10 protein-coding genes and 2 tRNA genes are annotated in these 17,637 nt (G+C 40.0%); 7 read left to right on the top strand and 5 right to left on the bottom strand.

The features are described from left to right. Positions 1–65: 65 nt before the first annotated feature. Positions 66–1,271: a tyrosine transporter TyrP gene (tyrP, locus tag WDV74_RS05665; RefSeq protein WP_338885078.1), complete on the bottom strand. Its 1,206-nt coding sequence runs from the start codon at positions 1,269–1,271 to the stop codon at positions 66–68. 452 nt (positions 1,272–1,723) lie between these two features. On the opposite strand from tyrP, the gene WDV74_RS05670 reads away from it, so the two are divergent. Next, positions 1,724–2,821: an acyltransferase gene (locus WDV74_RS05670; protein WP_338885079.1), complete on the top strand. Its 1,098-nt coding sequence runs from the start codon at positions 1,724–1,726 to the stop codon at positions 2,819–2,821. Between the two features lie 179 nt (positions 2,822–3,000). Here WDV74_RS05670 and WDV74_RS05675 read toward each other — a convergent pair. Together WDV74_RS05675 and WDV74_RS05680 are read right to left on the bottom strand one after the other, a co-directional pair. Continuing rightward, a tRNA-Thr gene (locus WDV74_RS05675) sits at positions 3,001–3,076 on the bottom strand. A gap of 6 nt (positions 3,077–3,082) precedes the next feature. Beyond that, a tRNA-Ser gene (locus WDV74_RS05680) sits at positions 3,083–3,170 on the bottom strand. A gap of 213 nt (positions 3,171–3,383) precedes the next feature. Between WDV74_RS05680 and rcsD the strand changes: the two genes are divergently transcribed. Next, a complete protein-coding gene (gene rcsD, locus WDV74_RS05685) occupies positions 3,384–6,125 on the top strand; it encodes a phosphotransferase RcsD (RefSeq protein ID WP_338885080.1) in 2,742 nt (913 codons plus the stop codon). Position 6,126: 1 nt separating this feature from the next. Continuing rightward, positions 6,127–6,777 (top strand): response regulator transcription factor RcsB, encoded by a 651-nt coding sequence (gene rcsB, locus WDV74_RS05690; protein ID WP_338885081.1) that lies wholly within the window; start codon positions 6,127–6,129, stop codon positions 6,775–6,777. An 87-nt stretch (positions 6,778–6,864) separates the two neighbouring features. Here rcsB and rcsC read toward each other — a convergent pair whose 3' ends face one another. Together rcsC and gyrA are read right to left on the bottom strand one after the other, a co-directional pair. Continuing rightward, positions 6,865–9,756: a two-component system sensor histidine kinase RcsC gene (gene rcsC / locus WDV74_RS05695; protein WP_338885082.1), complete on the bottom strand. Its 2,892-nt coding sequence runs from the start codon at positions 9,754–9,756 to the stop codon at positions 6,865–6,867. A gap of 165 nt (positions 9,757–9,921) precedes the next feature. Then, positions 9,922–12,540: a DNA topoisomerase (ATP-hydrolyzing) subunit A gene (gene gyrA / locus WDV74_RS05700; protein ID WP_338885083.1), complete on the bottom strand. Its 2,619-nt coding sequence runs from the start codon at positions 12,538–12,540 to the stop codon at positions 9,922–9,924. 208 nt (positions 12,541–12,748) lie between these two features. Here gyrA and ubiG point away from each other — a divergent pair, with 208 nt between their 5' ends. The 4 genes from ubiG to yfaE all read left to right on the top strand — a co-directional run bounded on the left by ubiG (position 12,749) and on the right by yfaE (position 17,614). Continuing rightward, positions 12,749–13,483, top strand: coding sequence for a bifunctional 2-polyprenyl-6-hydroxyphenol methylase/3-demethylubiquinol 3-O-methyltransferase UbiG (ubiG, locus tag WDV74_RS05705; protein ID WP_189758196.1), 735 nt, complete (start codon positions 12,749–12,751; stop codon positions 13,481–13,483). Positions 13,484–13,911: 428 nt separating this feature from the next. Further along, on the top strand, positions 13,912–16,203 hold the full coding sequence (gene nrdA, locus WDV74_RS05710; RefSeq protein WP_338885084.1) for a class 1a ribonucleoside-diphosphate reductase subunit alpha: 2,292 nt from the start codon (positions 13,912–13,914) through the stop codon (positions 16,201–16,203). A 12-nt stretch (positions 16,204–16,215) separates the two neighbouring features. Further along, entirely contained in the window at positions 16,216–17,346 is a 1,131-nt protein-coding gene (nrdB, locus tag WDV74_RS05715; protein ID WP_189758198.1) for a class Ia ribonucleoside-diphosphate reductase subunit beta, read from the top strand. Position 17,347: 1 nt separating this feature from the next. Next, the gene (gene yfaE / locus WDV74_RS05720) at positions 17,348–17,614 is read left to right on the top strand and encodes a class I ribonucleotide reductase maintenance protein YfaE (RefSeq protein ID WP_273570365.1); all 267 of its coding nucleotides are present in this window, start codon (positions 17,348–17,350) and stop codon (positions 17,612–17,614) included. Positions 17,615–17,637: the final 23 nt, after the last annotated feature.

The following is a 17,637-nucleotide window of genomic DNA, read 5'->3' on the forward strand; positions in this document are numbered from 1 at the left end:
TTAGGCGAAAATGCTGAAAGGTTATCCGCATTAACATTGATGCGAATAACCTCAGACAGATAAACCTACCCTACGTTTGGCAATACACCTGTAACAATGCCAATCTGGATGGTAATAACGGCAAGCCCACACAGGAAAACAAAGAGTAATGCAATCTTTCCCCCTTTGACACGATAGCCTTCCTTGTTTTCTTCACGACTACGCCAAACCAGCAGGCAAGGCAGCAACAGCGCGAGAATAGAGAGGGCAACCGCTGCAAATGTTAATGCCATAACAAAATTGGGGTAATACAGTGCACAGAGCAATGGTGGAACAAAGGTCATTAACCCTGTTTGTAAACGCCCCTTGGCATGGTTGCGGCGTTTAAAAAGGTCAGCAAGGTAATCAAACAATCCTAAAGCAACACCGAGAAATGAGGTAGCTAGCGCAAGATCGGCAAACAGATGAACGGCAAACTCCACTTTAGGTGAAGCGACAACTTCTCTTACCGCTTTCAATAATCCATTCAGGCCAGACTCTTGTGCAAGAATGCCAACAAATGTATTTGAAGAAATCGCGCCGAGCGTCACCAATTGCCACAGAATATAGGCTAACAGGGGAATGGCACTACCGATAACAAAGATTTTCCGTAGTTTGTTGGTATCGCCTCCCATATAGGCAACGATACTTGGCACACTCCCGTGAAACCCAAATGAAGTAAAAATGACCGGGATAGCAGAGAGTGCTAATCCTTGCTCAATGGGCATGGAGATCAGGTTGATTTTATCAACATGAGGCATCATGACGCCGAGTACGATCACCAGAAAAATAATTTTAGCAGTAAACAGCAGGCGGTTAATCAAATCGACAGATTGGGTGCCAATACAGACTACCCCACCACCAATAATAGTAAAAATGATGATCCCGGCAGAGACAGAAATGGGTTTATCCAACCAAGAAGAGAGGGAAGCCGCCAGTAACTCACCTGCGCCACTAATATAAGCTGTTGTCAGGGCATACATAAGGAAAAGCATACTAAAGCCAGTCAACACCTGCCCACCTAACCCAAGGTAGCGTTTCGCGATAGTTCCTAATCCAGTATTAAACTCATTATGTTGATACACTTCCACGAGCAAGAGTGCTGTATAGCTCATCAAAGCCCACAGGGCGACTAACATAGCAAATGTAGTTCCAAATCCCACACCCGCCGTTGCCAATGGCATTGCTAACATTCCTGCGCCAATCGTCGTTCCAGCAACGATAAAAATACTGCCAATAGTGCGATTTTTCACGCGATCCTCATTTCTGAATATGTTGAGAAATAGTTATAAGACTTGCAGGTTAAATGATTGATTTATGCCTGTCAAATCTATAGTACACAATGTGTAAATAATTAATTACACTTTTGGCGGCATTAAATAATTCGTTACCAAGCTATGTGATTCGGAGAAAATCACTAAGAAAGCGGAAGTATATTAAGTTAAAAAATAACCAGAAACTTCTTAGTTGAGTAACATAATTTATTCGTGTTCTAAATGATGTTATAGCTTGGATGCGGGAATATAGCTAACAAGGACAATGAAGTAGCAAATTGAAAGAGTAAATTGATAGGATACCAGAGCTGGAATGATATCCTCCCGTTTGTTGATTATTTTGGTGAGATAAGGGACATAGCCGTGATGATTTGAGTGATACAATACTTTCCTTTGCATTTTTTAATGCATATTTTTCAAGAGGTTATAGTATGAAATTTAGGCCTGACATTAATGGGTTAAGAGCTATCGCGGTATTGTTGGTTGTTTTTTACCATGTACATTTCCCAGTCCCGGGAGGATTTGTAGGCGTAGATGTTTTTTTCGTTATATCTGGATTTTTGATAACTTCAATAATCGAGAAAGAAATAAGAACGGGTGTATTTTCTTTTGGTCATTTTTATAACAGAAGGGCAAAAAGATTATTACCAGCATTTATTTTTATGTTAATACCTTTATTTATATATTGTTGGTATAATTTATTAGCGGATGACCTGGTTTCATTTTCAAAAAGTGCATTATTTTCTATCATTGGAGCTAGCAATTTTTATTTCTACAGCATTCCTAACTATATTATCTTATCTGGCAGAGAGCCTCTTATTCACACGTGGTCATTATCAATAGAAGAACAATTTTACTTGATCTGGCCTGTCATGCTCTTTCTTCTTTATAAGAAAAAAGATCTCCGTATAAATTTTGTTATTTTATCGGTAGTTTTATTTTTATCCCTATTTTCAGCACAGTATTATGTCATTCATGATAAGCACTTGGCCTATATGATGTTGCCTTTTCGGTTTTTTGAGCTAATGTCAGGTGCAGTATTGGCCATTAACTATAGAAGAATCAAAGTAAAGGATGAATGGATTCATGTGACATCGGTTTTAGGATTTTTTCTGATATTATCAAGTGCTTTTCTTATTAATAAAAATAGTCAATTTCCCGGATTTTTATCTTTACCCGTTGTTATAGGGGCGACATTATTTATAGTATCATATAATGGAAATAAGTTTGTGATTTTCAACAGAATACTTTCAAACTCAATAATTTCATATATAGGGAAGGTATCATATTCTTTTTATCTTTGGCATTGGCCTATAATCATGTTTTCAAGATACAGAGGAATAGAGTTAAATAAAATAAATTCAAGTGTTATGATCGTTCTTTCATTTTCCGTAGCATGCTTAAGCTATCACTTTGTTGAAAAACCATTCAGAAGGTTTAATTATAGAAAATACACACTGCCATCTTTTTATCTCTTGTCAGTTTTATTATTAACTGTTATTTCCATTGCAATGACTAAAAATAATTGAGGCGAAAGTGCATAACGAGTCATGGTGAGCTGGGAGCCAATCGAGATGCTCAATTTGTCGTCAATAATTTCGCTGGGGACGCCAAAAAGAGCAACGCCCTGATAATCTATCATGACTCATTTCTGTCATAATCAACTATCAGGGCGTGCGCTTCAACATCATAGCATGTTGATTTTATATGGTGCCGGCTACCGGAGTCGAACTGGTGACCTACTGATTACAAGTCAGTTGCTCTACCAACTGAGCTAAGCCGGCGAAATTTGGCGGAAGGATAGAGATTCGAACTCTAGGATGGTTTCCCATCGGCGGTTTTCAAGACCGCTGCCTTCGACCGCTCGGCCATCCTTCCATGGCGCGAGATTATGCCTATATCATTTTGATGTGTCTAGCCCCTAAAGAAAAAAAATTGTGTTTTTTTTTGCTGTTTGCTCAATCTTCGATCTGTAATGGCCTTTTCATTGGCTAACCTGCTAATATTAAGCACAGTACACCGGCTTATTTAGCGACGATTCGATATCTTATTGAACAAAATATATTCATACTAAAGGCAACCATCCAAAGAATGTATAAACAACCACCTATCAAGCCATCTGCTATTCCTCGTTTTTACGCGTTATTTGTTATCTTACTTTTTACGTCTCTATTTTTATTCGGGTATAACTATTTTGATATTTGGCTGATGGAGAAAAAATATGCTATCAGTAGTGTCACCGCTAAGATGAGATTGCAGATTAAAGATTATCGTTACCATGCCAGTCATATTTTTGAGCAGTCAAATACTCTGCCAATCTCCTCTCAGGAGAATACACCATTGTTTAGATTGCGTTCCGATGTCTATTGGTTAGAAAATCGTTATCAATCTGTTGATGCCATTATTTTTGGTCAATATAACGATTCGAGTGTCCAACTTGCTGAATATTTATCTGGCTATCTGGATATTCTCTGGGGGGCTCATAATGAATACTTATCTATGTACTATCTCAATGGACAGGATAATAATTTATTATTGGTAACAACCCATCCGATTCTAAAACCAGAAATCAGGTTCAAAGAGAGCTATCTGACGCTAAATCCTGAAACCAAACGCACAGGGATGCTGGATCAATCTTCCACATTAGAAGAAAAAGAGAGCATTTCTCCCATTAGTGTATTACGTGGTGAAAATATTTATTTCTATACCTATAAAGCCGCATTTAATGCAACAGGGCAATTAACCACCATTATTGCTTTTGATTTACCCATTAACAATCTTTTGCCGGTTGATATGCCTCCAGCAAATTTCCGTTTGAATGCAGTCAACTTGCATGAACCGGAGGTTTCCGATCAAGTAGAGGTTTCATTGAACGGTTTTTGGCTAGAATTTTCCCAGCCTCTTAATGTCGTGCCGTATAAATTGATTTACCAAGTCCCATTGAAGGCATTAATTGTAGATTTATTATTCAGAAATGTTTGGCTTTTGCTTTCTATATTGCTTTTCTTTCTGTTTTCTTTAAGTGGGTTATTTTATGTCCGCAAGCGATATATTGCACCGAATGCTTTCATGGATCATGAATTGAAAATTAAGGATGCCTTAAATAGGGATATTATCTTCAATATTTCTATTGGAGTCATCGTTTATGATTTTGAATCAAATCAGGTAATAATGATTAATAAAATTGCGGAGCAGTTAATACCTCATTTGGATTTGAATAAAGTTAGGGCAATGGCACAACAACATCATGGTGTAATTCAGGCTTCTATTGATGAAGCGGTTTATGAAGTAAAGATGCTTAACAATAGCCTCTTACCAGAAACTTACCTGTTTTTACTGCAAGACAAAGATCAGGAAGTTATGGCAAATAAGCGATTGCAATTTGCCCATCAGGAATATGATAAAAGCATTCAGATCAGGCGATCCATGCTTTTAAATATTAATAATGAAATGAAATATCCTATTAATACTATTAATGATATTGCCAACCAATTGAAGCAATTATCTCAAGATGAAAATGAGAAAAAGTTATTAGATAAATTATTGGATAAATCAAAATATATCACTGAATGGATTGAAAATATTTCATTGCTCAATGAGTTGCAGTTAGGGGATTGGCAGCCGGAAAATAAAATATTTTCCTTATCTTCACAGTTGGAAGATATTTTGAAATCTTATTTTCCGATATTAAATGCTAAAGGTTTGAGGGTTTATTATCATTTTAATATTTCTCGTGAATCTTTATTTATAGGGGATAGGATAGCATTAGGTAAAATTGTTACATTGTTATTTAATTATGCAATAACGACGACCAGCTATGGTAAAATATCATTGGTTGTTAATGGATCAGGCAAATATGATAACCAGATTCAGATTGAATTGATGGACAGTGGCGCTGGTTTAAGCGAAAGAGATCTAAGCAGCTTAAATTATCCTTTTCTAAACCAATCAGTGGAAGATAAGTACTCTATCAATTCTAGCATGACTTTTTATTTATGTAATCAATTAAGTAAAAGAGTGGGAGGAAGCCTTGATATTAAAAGTAAGTTGGGATTGGGAACACATTATATTATCAATCTGCCTTTATCACAATATGACGAAAATAGCGAGACTCCTCAGCTTTTGGAAGGGATCACGGTCTTAATTGATATCAACAACCCTGAGATCAGCAAAATCGTCCATACTTATCTCAATAATTATGGTGCAGCATACTTTGATAAAGGGAAAGAGGGCATTACGGAAGAGTACGATATTATCCTTACGGATAGGCTGTACAAAGAAGAAAAGCAGTTAAAACAGGAAAAACCAACTATATTATTAGTAGGGAATTTAGCAGGACTCAAGCAGTTGAAGCCAGGAGTGATTCAATGCAATTACAATCTTGCTGATGATATGATCAATGCAATATCGTTTCTGGTCGAAGAGAATTTCAGTTTAGATGAACCCAAAGAAATTTTTGAAATCTCTAAACCAGCAAGTAAGTTAGTTGAAGATATTGATTTAGTTGGGAATGTTGATAGCAGTATTTGCAATATCCTCAAAAGTTATCAAACTCAGTTAGCAGACAGTGATTACAGGAAATTGTTTATAGAGACAGTGCCTATGGACATTAGCAGACTGTATACTGATGTAGAACGACATGATTTGATATCACTTTCGCAAACGGTACACCGCCTTAAGGGTGCGTTTGCTATGTTGGATTTAAAATTTCTTAGGTCATCATGTGAGGCGTTGGAAAAACACATAGCAGACAATAATGAAGTAGAAATCAAAAATAGCATCAGCTTCATTGATTCCTTTGTCACAAAGCTGTTGCAGCAAGGTAACCAATAATATGAATAACCTTAATATCATTATTGCCGATGACCATCCCATTGTTCTGTTTGGCATCCGCAAGTCACTTGAACAAATTGAGTGGATTAATGTAGTTGGTGAATTTGAAAATTCAACGACGCTCATTAATAGCTTGCCACATATAGAAGCAGATGTGCTCATAACCGACTTGTCAATGCCTGGGGATAAATATGGTGATGGTATCACTCTGATAAAATATATTAAACGTCATTATCCAACATTGGCAATCATTGTTCTTACAATGAACAATAATCCGGCTATTTTAAGCGCTATACTTGAGCTTGATATTGAGGGAATTGTGTTAAAGCAAGGAGCACCAACAGATTTACCTAAAGCACTTTCTGCTTTGCAAAAAGGTAAGCAATTTACACCTGAAAGTGTTTCTAAGTTACTTGAAAAGGTTAATGCTAATGGCTATGGGGATAAACGTTTATCTCCTAAAGAGAGTGAAGTCCTGCGTTTATTTGCTGAAGGCTTTCTTGTTACTGATATTGCCAAAAAACTCAATCGCAGTATTAAGACAATAAGCAGCCAGAAGAAATCAGCCATGATAAAACTGGGAGTCGATAACGATATCGCATTGCTTAACTATTTATCTTCCGTCACTATCGACAAAGATATTGGTAACTAACCAATGTGTTATCTTTTTTAATGGAAAGTCGGTAGCAGTGAGTGGTTGCCGATTTTCCATCATTCATAGCTCAATATGTATTGAGTTTTAAATATCACTGTATTTTATTAATGTTTCTTTTAATATAGCTAGTGATACAGGTTTTGATAGGCAGTCATTCATGCCCATATTAACGCAACGCTGTTTTTCTTCTGCAAGTGCATTGGCTGTGATGCCGATAATCGGTTTAGTATAACCTTTGCCTCTCAAGTATTGGGCAAGTTCATATCCATCCATATTTGGCATGTTAACATCCGTTAGAATAATATCTGGGGAGTTGTTTTGCAGGTATTCAATGGCTTCAACACCATCATTAGCCATTGATGCGCTAAATCCTATTGAGTTCAATTGATTGACCAATAAATTCTGATTGATAGGATGGTCATCAACGACCAATACTTTAACCGTATTTAAGAAAATATCCGTTTGGATCGTTTTATTTGGAGCAGAGGTTGTTGATACAAAAATAGCTGGTAAGTCAGCATGCTCCACCAACAATTTATCCAGCATACTATCCAGCATACTATCCAGCATACTATCCAGCATACTATCCAGCATACTATCCAGCTCATTCAGTTCATAAGTATTATAGAGCCAATAATTTTCTCGGATCTGTTTTGGCGAGCCAATATGTTTTTCTGATATTTCTATAAAGTAACATATAGAAATGTTGGGATTATTAGCTCTATCGCTAATTAGTATTTCTGTGCCATCTAGTTGGCTTTCGTCATAGAGGGCAACTTGGAAATGATTTTGTGTAAGAAAATTTTGCAAATATTTTTCCAGAAAGTCATTATGAATATTTAACAAAATCCTCTTTTGTGCCCTTTGGTTGGATAGTTGTTTGGTATGATATTGAGTGCCATACAAAGGAAGACGGATAGAAAAGATACTGCCAACATATTTTTGTGAGACGAATTCAATATCACCATCCATCAAATTAATCAGTTTTTCACAAATAGCCAATCCTAATCCTGTACCTTGTGAGGAATTTTCTTTATTGGCACTGACTTGGAAGAAGGGTTCGAATAATTGAAATTGTAATTTATCCTCGATCCCAAGCCCGGTATCTTTAATGCTGACATACAAATAACCATGCCTTGAACTAACTTCTATGACAACATACCCAGATGCTGTGAATTTAATCGCATTGTTCAGTAAATTAGAGATAATTTGTTGTAGCCTTACAGGATCATTACGCATGATATCGGGGATATCGGGTTGAATATAGCAGTATAAGCTTAAGCCTTTTTTAGCAATTAGGGGAAGGTAGTTTGAAATCACATGTGACAATATTTCTTTGCAACTAAAATCTTTGGGTTCAATTTTTAATTGCTTAGATTCTATCTTCGAAAAGTCGAGAATATCACTGATGATTTTCAACAATAGTGATGATGAATTATTCATTGTTGCCAGTAATCGGGTAGGTTCTGGTGGTAATGTATGGGATTGCATTAACTCTAGATTACCAATAATGCCATATAGCGGTGTCCTTAATTCATGGCTGACTGTAGCAAGGAACATCGATTTTGCTTGGTTGGCTTGTTCTGCTGCTGAGGCCATTTCTTGCAATGATTTTTCCATTTTTACACGGGCGCTGACATCGATCAGTACACAGATGGCAACTTCTTCATTACGATAACGTGAGTGTACGAAACTAATTTGTAGGTGATTATTATTACTGGTGACGACATCAATATAGCTGCTGGTTTTATCACAAATAATATCGACAATGCGTTTTTGATCCTCGTACGTTAACATTCGGGTATAATTATGAGCTAATTCATTACTTAAGATGCTAACGCCATCACTGATCCTTAAGATACTTATTCCCACAGGGGCAGAGGCGACAATTTTATGGTTAAACTGTTCATGCTCTTCAAGGCGAATAGCATTTTCCTCAGCTGGAGAAAACATTTTACGTTCAAACAGCCAAATGAAAAAGATAATCGCAATTGCAGAAATAATATTCAGGATGATACCATTAATTGCGCTGGCTTTTAGTTCGTCGTAAATATGTTTTAGTGGCAATGAGTAAACAATACGTAATGAAGAAGGCGATAAATTCCGCATTAATACCAGGCTAGTAAAATTTTCATCATAACCAAAATACATTGGCTGCGAGTTGGAGTTGGGGTTTATAACGAGGGGTTTATTATTAGTTTTTATAGAAAATTGCAATTCGGGGTGGCTTGATTCGTTTAGCATCATGACTGTAACAGGGCGTTCCCTTTTTTGCAAAAAAGATTCTAGCCTGATAAATTTTTCGATACCTATGATCCCTGTCATGTGCCCATTAATATAAATAGGTGTAAAAACATAAAGATTACCGCTATCCGCTTTGGGGCTAGGTTGGATCCAAAAGAGCGCTCTTTCATTGTTTTGTTCTCTCATGTTGATCAACCTGCGAGTATTCTCGTAGATCATTTTTTTTAATGCATCAGGCTCTGTGATATTGTTATGAGGGAAAAAATTCACCATGCATTTGCTTTTTACTCCAATGAAAAAAGTTTGATTTATACTGCGTATAGCAGCAATATTATCTTTCCAAAGTGCAATCAACTGCTCTAATGAATATAAATTATTATGAGTGGTTCTACGTAATAGTTCACAATCGGAATTCTCATCCAACGGAATATACGAAAGAATATCGTTATTATGCGGTACGATTGTTTGATTTTTATCATTATCTTGTGATAAATGCTTTTCCGCCATAAATTGAATATCTCGCAAGATATTGGCGATATGTCGTATATGAGAAAAAGCGATATCGTAGTTGGCATTATATTCTTGACGAATATCTGATTTGAGTGCATTAAAAAGACTTGTCAAATAAAAGCTGGTTAATAAGGCTCCAAGCGCCCATAGCATAAATCCAAGCACCCGAAAAAGATAACGTGATATCTTTAATGACGTCCGAAAAGAAGATAGATATCTCAAGAGATCGCCTGATGAAATATATGATTAATATTAACTGTTCACAGCATATACTAGTGTAGCAGGGAATACAAAGCAGCATTTACATCTTGCTCATTCTTCGTCAAAAAATTGAACAAAAAAAAGCAGGCACTTAAATGCCTGCTTCTCTTTTAACTCACGATCTTTTTATTCGCTATTTCCTTCATCAGAAGGCGCCGCTACATTTTCATCATCGTCATCTGGCTCAGCTACGCGCTGCAAGCCAACGACTTGTTCGTTTTCGGCTGTGCGGATCAGGGTGACACCTTGCGTATTGCGGCCAACAACACTGACCTCAGAAACACGGGTACGTACTAATGTGCCTCCATTAGTAATCATCATGATCTGATCCGCCGGTTCTACCTGAATTGCGCCGATCACATTGCCATTACGTTCGCTGACTTTGATGGAAATAACCCCTTGGGTAGCCCTCGATTTCGTCGGATATTCGCCTTCGGCAGTGCGCTTGCCATAACCATTTTCAGTGACGGTCAGGATTTCTCCTTGCCCACGAGGAATGATCAGGGAAACAACTTTATCGCCTTCACTGAGTTTGATACCGCGAACCCCAGTTGCAGTGCGTCCCATTGCACGTACACCTTTTACGCGAACAGTACCATCTTCCAGTGTTTCTTCCTCTTCTTCCAGAAAACGAACAACTTTACCTTGTGCAGAGAACAGCATGACCTCATTGCTGCCGTCTGTCAGGTCAACGCCGATTAGCTCATCTCCTTCGTTCAGATTCACGGCAATGATACCGGCACTGCGTGGACGGCTGAATTCGCTAAGCTTGGTTTTCTTAACAATACCACTGGCTGTTGCCATGAAGATATTTAGCCCATCTTCATATTCACGCACCGGTAAAATAGCGGTAATACGTTCGTTCTGATCCAATGGCAGAAGGTTGACAATTGGGCGACCGCGAGCACCACGGCTCGCTTCCGGTAATTGATAGACTTTCATCCAGTACATTTTGCCCTTGTTTGAGAAACAAAGGATAGTGTCGTGGGTATTGGCTACCAGTAAGCGCTCAATGAAATCTTCTTCTTTGGTACGTGCGGCTGATTTGCCTTTGCCGCCACGACGCTGAGCTTCATAATCGGACAGTGGCTGATATTTGACATACCCTTGATGGGACAAGGTAACGACAACATCTTCCTGATTGATCAGGTCTTCAATGTTAATATCGGCTGAATTCTCAGTCAGCTCAGTCCGGCGGGCATCGTTATATTGCCCTTTGATAAGTAGCAATTCTTCACGAATGACTTCCATCAAACGTTCTGGGCTTTCCAAAATGAACAACAGTTCTGCAATGGCTTTCAGCAGATCACGGTATTCATCTAACAGTTTTTCATGCTCAAGGCCGGTCAGTTTTTGCAGACGCAAATCCAAAATAGCCTGTGCTTGCTGTTCAGTCAGGTAATATTTACCGTCATGGATACCGTATTCGGGTTCCAGCCATTCCGGGCGAGCCGCATCATCACCCGCTTGTTCCAGCATCGAGGCAACATTACCCAATTCCCACGCCTGGGAAACCAAGCTGGCTTTTGCTTCAGCAGGCGTGGAGGCTCTGCGGATTAATTCGATAACAGGATCGATATTCGCCAGGGCAACAGCCAATGCTTCAAGGATATGGGCGCGTTCGCGCGCTTTGCGCAGTTCGAAAATTGTCCGGCGTGTAACGACTTCACGGCGGTGGCAAACAAAAGCAGAAAGAATATCTTTCAGGTTAAGTAACTTGGGCTGTCCTTGATGCAGGGCAACCATATTGATACCAAATGAAACCTGTAATTGCGTCAGTGAATACAGGTTATTCAGGACAACTTCACCAACAGCATCACGTTTTACTTCGATAACAATGCGCATGCCATCTTTATCGGACTCGTCACGCAGTGCACTGATCCCCTCAATGCGCTTCTCTTTGACCAGTTCAGCTATCTTTTCGATCAGGCGGGCTTTGTTGACCTGATAAGGGATTTCATTGACGATGATGGTTTCGCGGCCATTTTTCTCATCAGTTTCAATTTCTGCGCGGGCGCGGATATAAATTTTACCACGGCCTGTACGGTAGGCTTCCTGAATACCACGGCGCCCGTTGATAATAGCAGCCGTTGGGAAGTCTGGGCCTGGGATATGCTCCATCAAGCCTTCGATGCTGATATTTTCATCATCAATATAAGCCAGGCACCCGTCGATCACCTCAGATAAGTTATGAGGTGGAATGTTGGTTGCCATACCGACTGCAATTCCTGATGAACCATTCACCAATAAATTGGGGATACGGGTTGGCATTACCTCGGGAATGTGCTCTGTACCATCATAGTTGGGCACAAAGTCGACAGTTTCTTTCTCCAAGTCTGCCAGCAATTCATGGGCAATTTTTGCCATGCGTACTTCGGTATAACGCATCGCTGCTGCAGAATCACCATCTACTGATCCAAAGTTCCCCTGACCGTCAACCAGCATATAGCGCATGGAGAATGGTTGTGCCAGACGAACAATCGTGTCATAAACAGCGTTGTCACCATGTGGATGGTATTTACCGATAACATCCCCAACAACGCGGGCAGATTTTTTATAAGGTTTATTCCAATCATTTCCCAATACATTCATTGCGAAAAGTACGCGGCGGTGTACTGGCTTCAGTCCATCACGAACATCTGGTAGTGCGCGTCCAACAATAACGGACATCGCATAATCCAAATACGAGCTTTTCAGCTCTTCTTCGATATTGACCGGTGTGATTTCTCTGGCAATGTCGCTCATGGAGCCACTGTCCCTCATACTCCGAATTCAAAGGCTTAAATTATACCATAAAATGGCAGTTTTATAAAAACCTGACACGGGTATTTCAAGGTTAAGGTATGTATAATAGTTTCCTATCACACATCCCCATAATACTGTTACATTTTCTGTGAATCAGTTTGCTGTGAACCAGTTTGCTGTGAAGCAGTGCCTAGGAGCAATATTGCTGATGAACGTCAAAACTCCCGATTCACACATTCAATCCCATGCCAATGTGGATCAGCAGGAAATCGAAAAATTTGAAGCCGTTGCCTCTCGTTGGTGGGATCTTGAAGGCGAATTTAAGCCATTGCACCGTATCAATCCACTGCGATTGAACTACATTTTGCAACATGCTGATGGCCTTTTTGGTAAAAAAGTGCTGGATGTTGGATGTGGTGGCGGTATCTTGTCGGAAAGCATGGCGCGTGAAGGTGCGACAGTGACAGGGTTGGATATGGGGTTTGAACCCCTGCAAGTTGCCCGTTTGCATGCATTGGAGTCCGGTGTTTCCGTTGCTTATGTTCAGGAAACGGTAGAAAGTCACGCAGAACAACACCAACATGCTTATGATGTCGTGACTTGCCTGGAAATGCTTGAACATGTGCCAGATCCAGAGTCTGTAGTCCATGCCTGTGCCAAATTAGTCAAACCTGGTGGTCATGTGTTCTTTTCAACGATTAACCGCAACCGCAAAGCCTGGTTGATGGCAGTTGTTGGCGCTGAATATATATTGAACATGGTGCCAAAAGGAACACATGATGCGAAAAAATTTATTCGACCTTCTGAACTGATCAGTTGGATTGATAAGACTACTCTGAAAGAGCAACATATTATTGGTTTACATTACAATCCGTTAACAGACAAATTTCGGCTTGGACATAATGTAGACGTGAATTATATGCTACATACTCGATCTGTCTGACAAAGACAGTTAAGGGATTAATAAAACAGCAACTAAATATTATTTTTAAGATTTTATTTTCCCTGTTTCGCCGATAGCCTTATGAAAGTAACATCAAGTAACTACGCAGGTTATCGGCTTTTTACCAAAATTAATCCTCAAGTTATCCACAAAACTTCTCGATCTTGTACACTTGATAAAACCCGAAAATAACATTATCTTGTTATTACCGTTTTAATTACCCCCTATATATTGTGTTTCTTGTCATCTTGTTGTAGCAACTTGTGATGTAGTCAGTATGTAGTAGCAAGTCGCAATAAGCAGTAGCAAAACAATAGTGAATTGTAGCTAAGCCCCAACTGGCCTTCAGCCATCTTGGGGGCATCGTGCTGTCAAGAGGTCAAGGAACAATATAGGTGGATACGAAAAGAGAGAAGGTGTATTTCCCCATGAACCAGAGTCTGCTAGTTACCAAACGTGATGGACATAAAGAACAAATTGATCTTGATAAAATTCACCGGGTTGTTGCCTGGGCTGCTGAAGGTCTGAAAAATGTCTCAGTGTCACAAGTAGAACTGCGTTCCCAGATTCAATTTTACGATGGCATCAAAACATCGGATATCCATGAAACTATGATCAAAGCTGCGGCTGACTTGATCTCCGGTGATGCTCCAGATTATCAGTATCTAGCGGCACGCCTGGCTATTTTTCACTTGCGTAAAAAAGCCTATGGTCAATTTGAGCCTCCTGCACTGTATGATCATGTCGTAAAAATGGTCAACCTGGGTAAATATGACAAACATTTGCTGGAAGACTATTCCAAAGAAGAGTTTGAGCAAATGGACAGTTTTATTGATCATTTGCGTGATATGGATTTCTCTTATGCAGCGGTCAAGCAACTGGAAGGGAAGTATTTAGTACAAAACCGTGTGACTGGCGAAATTTACGAAAGTGCCCAGTTCCTCTACATGCTGGTTGCTGCGTGCCTGTTTTCCACTTATCCGAAAGAAACGCGTTTGGATTATATCCGTCGTTTCTATGATGCAGTGTCTACTTTTAAAATTTCACTGCCAACGCCAATCATGGCGGGGGTTCGCACACCTACTCGCCAATTTAGCTCTTGCGTCCTGATTGAGTGTGGTGACAGCCTGGATTCTATCAATGCGACATCCAGCGCGATTGTTAAATATGTTTCCCAGCGTGCCGGCATTGGCGTAAATGCAGGTCGCATCCGTGCATTGGGTAGCCCAATTCGTGGTGGTGAAGCATTCCACACGGGGTGTATCCCATTCTACAAACATTTCCAGACTGCGGTGAAATCTTGTTCCCAGGGTGGTGTGCGTGGCGGTGCTGCAACACTGTTTTATCCACTTTGGCACCTGGAAGTTGAAAGCTTGCTGGTACTGAAGAACAACCGTGGTGTTGAAGGTAACCGTGTTCGTCATATGGACTACGGTGTACAAGTTAACAAACTGATGTATGAGCGCCTGATTAAAGGCGGAGATATTTCTCTGTTCAGCCCGTCTGATGTTCCGGGATTGTACGATGCATTCTTTGAAGATCAGGACGAATTTGAGCGTCTGTACACTCAATATGAAAATGACAGCAGCATCCGTAAAGAGAGCATTAAAGCGGTTGAATTGTTCTCTTTGATGATGCAAGAGCGCGCTTCAACAGGCCGCATTTACATCCAGAACGTTGACCACTGCAATACTCATAGCCCGTTTAATCCGGCTATTGCACCTGTACGTCAATCGAATCTGTGCTTGGAAATTGCACTGCCAACTAAGCCGTTGAACAATATTAACGATGAAAATGGCGAAATTGCGCTGTGTACGCTGTCTGCTTTCAATTTGGGCGCCATCGAAAATCTGAGTGAATTGGAAGAGTTGTCGGAGTTGGCCGTTCGTGCACTGGATGCCTTACTGGATTATCAAGATTATCCCATTATCGCCGCAAAACAAGGTTCAATGGGGCGTCGAACTCTGGGTATTGGCGTAATTAACTTCGCTTATTATCTGGCAAAACACGGCGTACGTTATTCCGATGGCAGTGCTAACAATCTGACTCACAAAACGTTTGAAGCGATTCAATATTACCTGCTAAGAGCCTCAAATGAATTGGCGAAAGAGAAAGGGGCTTGTCCGTGGTTTGGTGAAACCACTTATGCACAAGGTATTTTGCCGATTGATACTTATAAAAAGACACTGGATACCCTGACCAGCGAGCCTTTGCACATGGATTGGGAAGCTCTGCGCCGTGACATTCAACAATACGGCCTGCGTAACTCAACATTGTCTGCGTTGATGCCATCAGAGACTTCTTCGCAGATTTCTAATGCGACCAATGGCATTGAACCACCGCGTGGTTATATCAGTGTGAAAGCATCCAAAGACGGCATTTTGCGTCAGGTTGTACCAGATTACGAGCTTCTGAAAGGTGCTTACGAGCTGCTGTGGCAAATGCCGAGCAACGATGGTTACCTTCAGTTGGTAGGGATCATGCAGAAATTTATCGATCAGTCGATTTCGGCCAATACCAATTATGATCCGGCGCGTTTCCCTAATGGCAAGGTTCCGATGAACCAATTGCTGAAAGATTTGCTGCTTGCTTACAAATATGGTGTGAAAACATTGTATTACCACAACACCCGTGATGGGGCAGAAGACGTTCAAGGTGATCTGGAAGAAGTTGTTGAGTCAGCAGATTCCGATTGTGAAGGCGGCGCGTGTAAGATTTAATTTGAGGAAACTATGTCCTATACCACTTTTTCACAAGTAAAAAATGATCAGCTACAAGAACCGATGTTTTTCGGTCAGTCTGTTAATGTGGCGCGTTTTGATCAGCAAAAATATCCTATTTTTGAGAAGTTGATTGAAAAACAACTTTCCTTCTTCTGGCGTCCAGAAGAAGTGGATGTTTCCCGTGATCGCATTGACTATAACGCGCTGCCAGATCATGAAAAGCATATTTTTATTAGCAACCTAAAATACCAAACGCTATTGGATTCCATTCAAGGCCGTAGCCCGAATGTGGCTTTTCTGCCATTGATTTCCATTCCTGAATTGGAAACATGGGTTGAAACATGGTCGTTTTCAGAAACGATCCACTCGCGTTCTTACACGCATATTATCCGTAATATCGTGAACGATCCTGCTATCGTATTTGATGATATTGTGGAGAACGAACAGATTTTAAAACGCGCCAAAGACATTTCTGCGTATTACGATGATCTGATCGAAATGACTAACTATTACCATCTGTTTGGTGAAGGAACGCATGATGTTTCAGGTAAAACAATTACCGTTAATCTGCGTGAATTGAAAAAGCAACTTTACTTATGCTTGATGAGCGTTAACGCCCTGGAGGCCATCCGCTTCTATGTTAGTTTTGCTTGCTCGTTTGCTTTTGCCGAACGTGAATTGATGGAAGGTAATGCCAAAATTATCAAATTGATTGCTCGTGATGAAGCCTTGCATTTAACGGGAACACAACACATGTTGAACCTGTTGCGCTCTGGTCAGGATGATCCTGAAATGGCGGAAATTGCCAAAGAGTGTGAACAAGAGTGCTACGATCTGTTTGTACAGGCAGCAGAGCAGGAAAAAGAGTGGGCCGATTATTTGTTTAAAGATGGCTCTATGATCGGCCTGAACAAAGATATTCTGTGCCAGTATGTTGAATATATTACTAATATTCGTATGCAGGCGGTTGGCTTGAAGTTACCATTTGAAACCCGTTCTAACCCGATCCCTTGGATCAATTCATGGCTGGTTTCTGATAATGTTCAAGTGGCTCCACAGGAAGTTGAAGTCAGCTCTTACCTGGTTGGTCAGATTGATTCGGAAGTCAATACTGAGGATCTCAGCGGTTTCGAACTCTGATATGGCTGATTACAAAGTTACCCTGCCGTCACGGCAGGGTTTATATATCCATTACTCTTCAGGTTTGCACGACAATTTGTTGGAAGCATTGGAACACGGCAAAATTCAGCTTGAATACCAATGTCGGCAAGGATATTGCGGTTCTTGTCGTGTTCGTCTGGTGAAAGGGAAGGTTGGATATCCTTGTAAGCCACTGGCGTTTGTTAATGAAGGTGAGATTTTACCCTGTAGCTGTTATCCACTGACAGATATTGAAATTGAACCATAATTTTCTTTAATACTCTTGATTGT

It is taken from the genome of Xenorhabdus sp. TH1 (assembly GCF_037260955.1).
GTDB lineage: Bacteria > Pseudomonadota > Gammaproteobacteria > Enterobacterales > Enterobacteriaceae > Xenorhabdus > Xenorhabdus griffiniae.

What these genes read in the sequence shown, in the direction of transcription:
- WDV74_RS05670 (WP_338885079.1), top strand. Translation starts at nt 1,724, where the DNA reads ATGAAATTTAGGCCTGACATTAATGGGTTAAGAGCTATCGCGGTATTG.
- rcsD (WP_338885080.1), top strand. Translation starts at nt 3,384, where the DNA reads ATGTATAAACAACCACCTATCAAGCCATCTGCTATTCCTCGTTTTTAC.
- rcsB (WP_338885081.1), top strand. Translation starts at nt 6,127, where the DNA reads ATGAATAACCTTAATATCATTATTGCCGATGACCATCCCATTGTTCTG.
- gyrA (WP_338885083.1), bottom strand. Translation starts at nt 12,540, where the DNA reads ATGAGCGACATTGCCAGAGAAATCACACCGGTCAATATCGAAGAAGAG.
- ubiG (WP_189758196.1), top strand. Translation starts at nt 12,749, where the DNA reads ATGAACGTCAAAACTCCCGATTCACACATTCAATCCCATGCCAATGTG.
- nrdA (WP_338885084.1), top strand. Translation starts at nt 13,912, where the DNA reads ATGAACCAGAGTCTGCTAGTTACCAAACGTGATGGACATAAAGAACAA.
- nrdB (WP_189758198.1), top strand. Translation starts at nt 16,216, where the DNA reads ATGTCCTATACCACTTTTTCACAAGTAAAAAATGATCAGCTACAAGAA.
- yfaE (WP_273570365.1), top strand. Translation starts at nt 17,348, where the DNA reads ATGGCTGATTACAAAGTTACCCTGCCGTCACGGCAGGGTTTATATATC.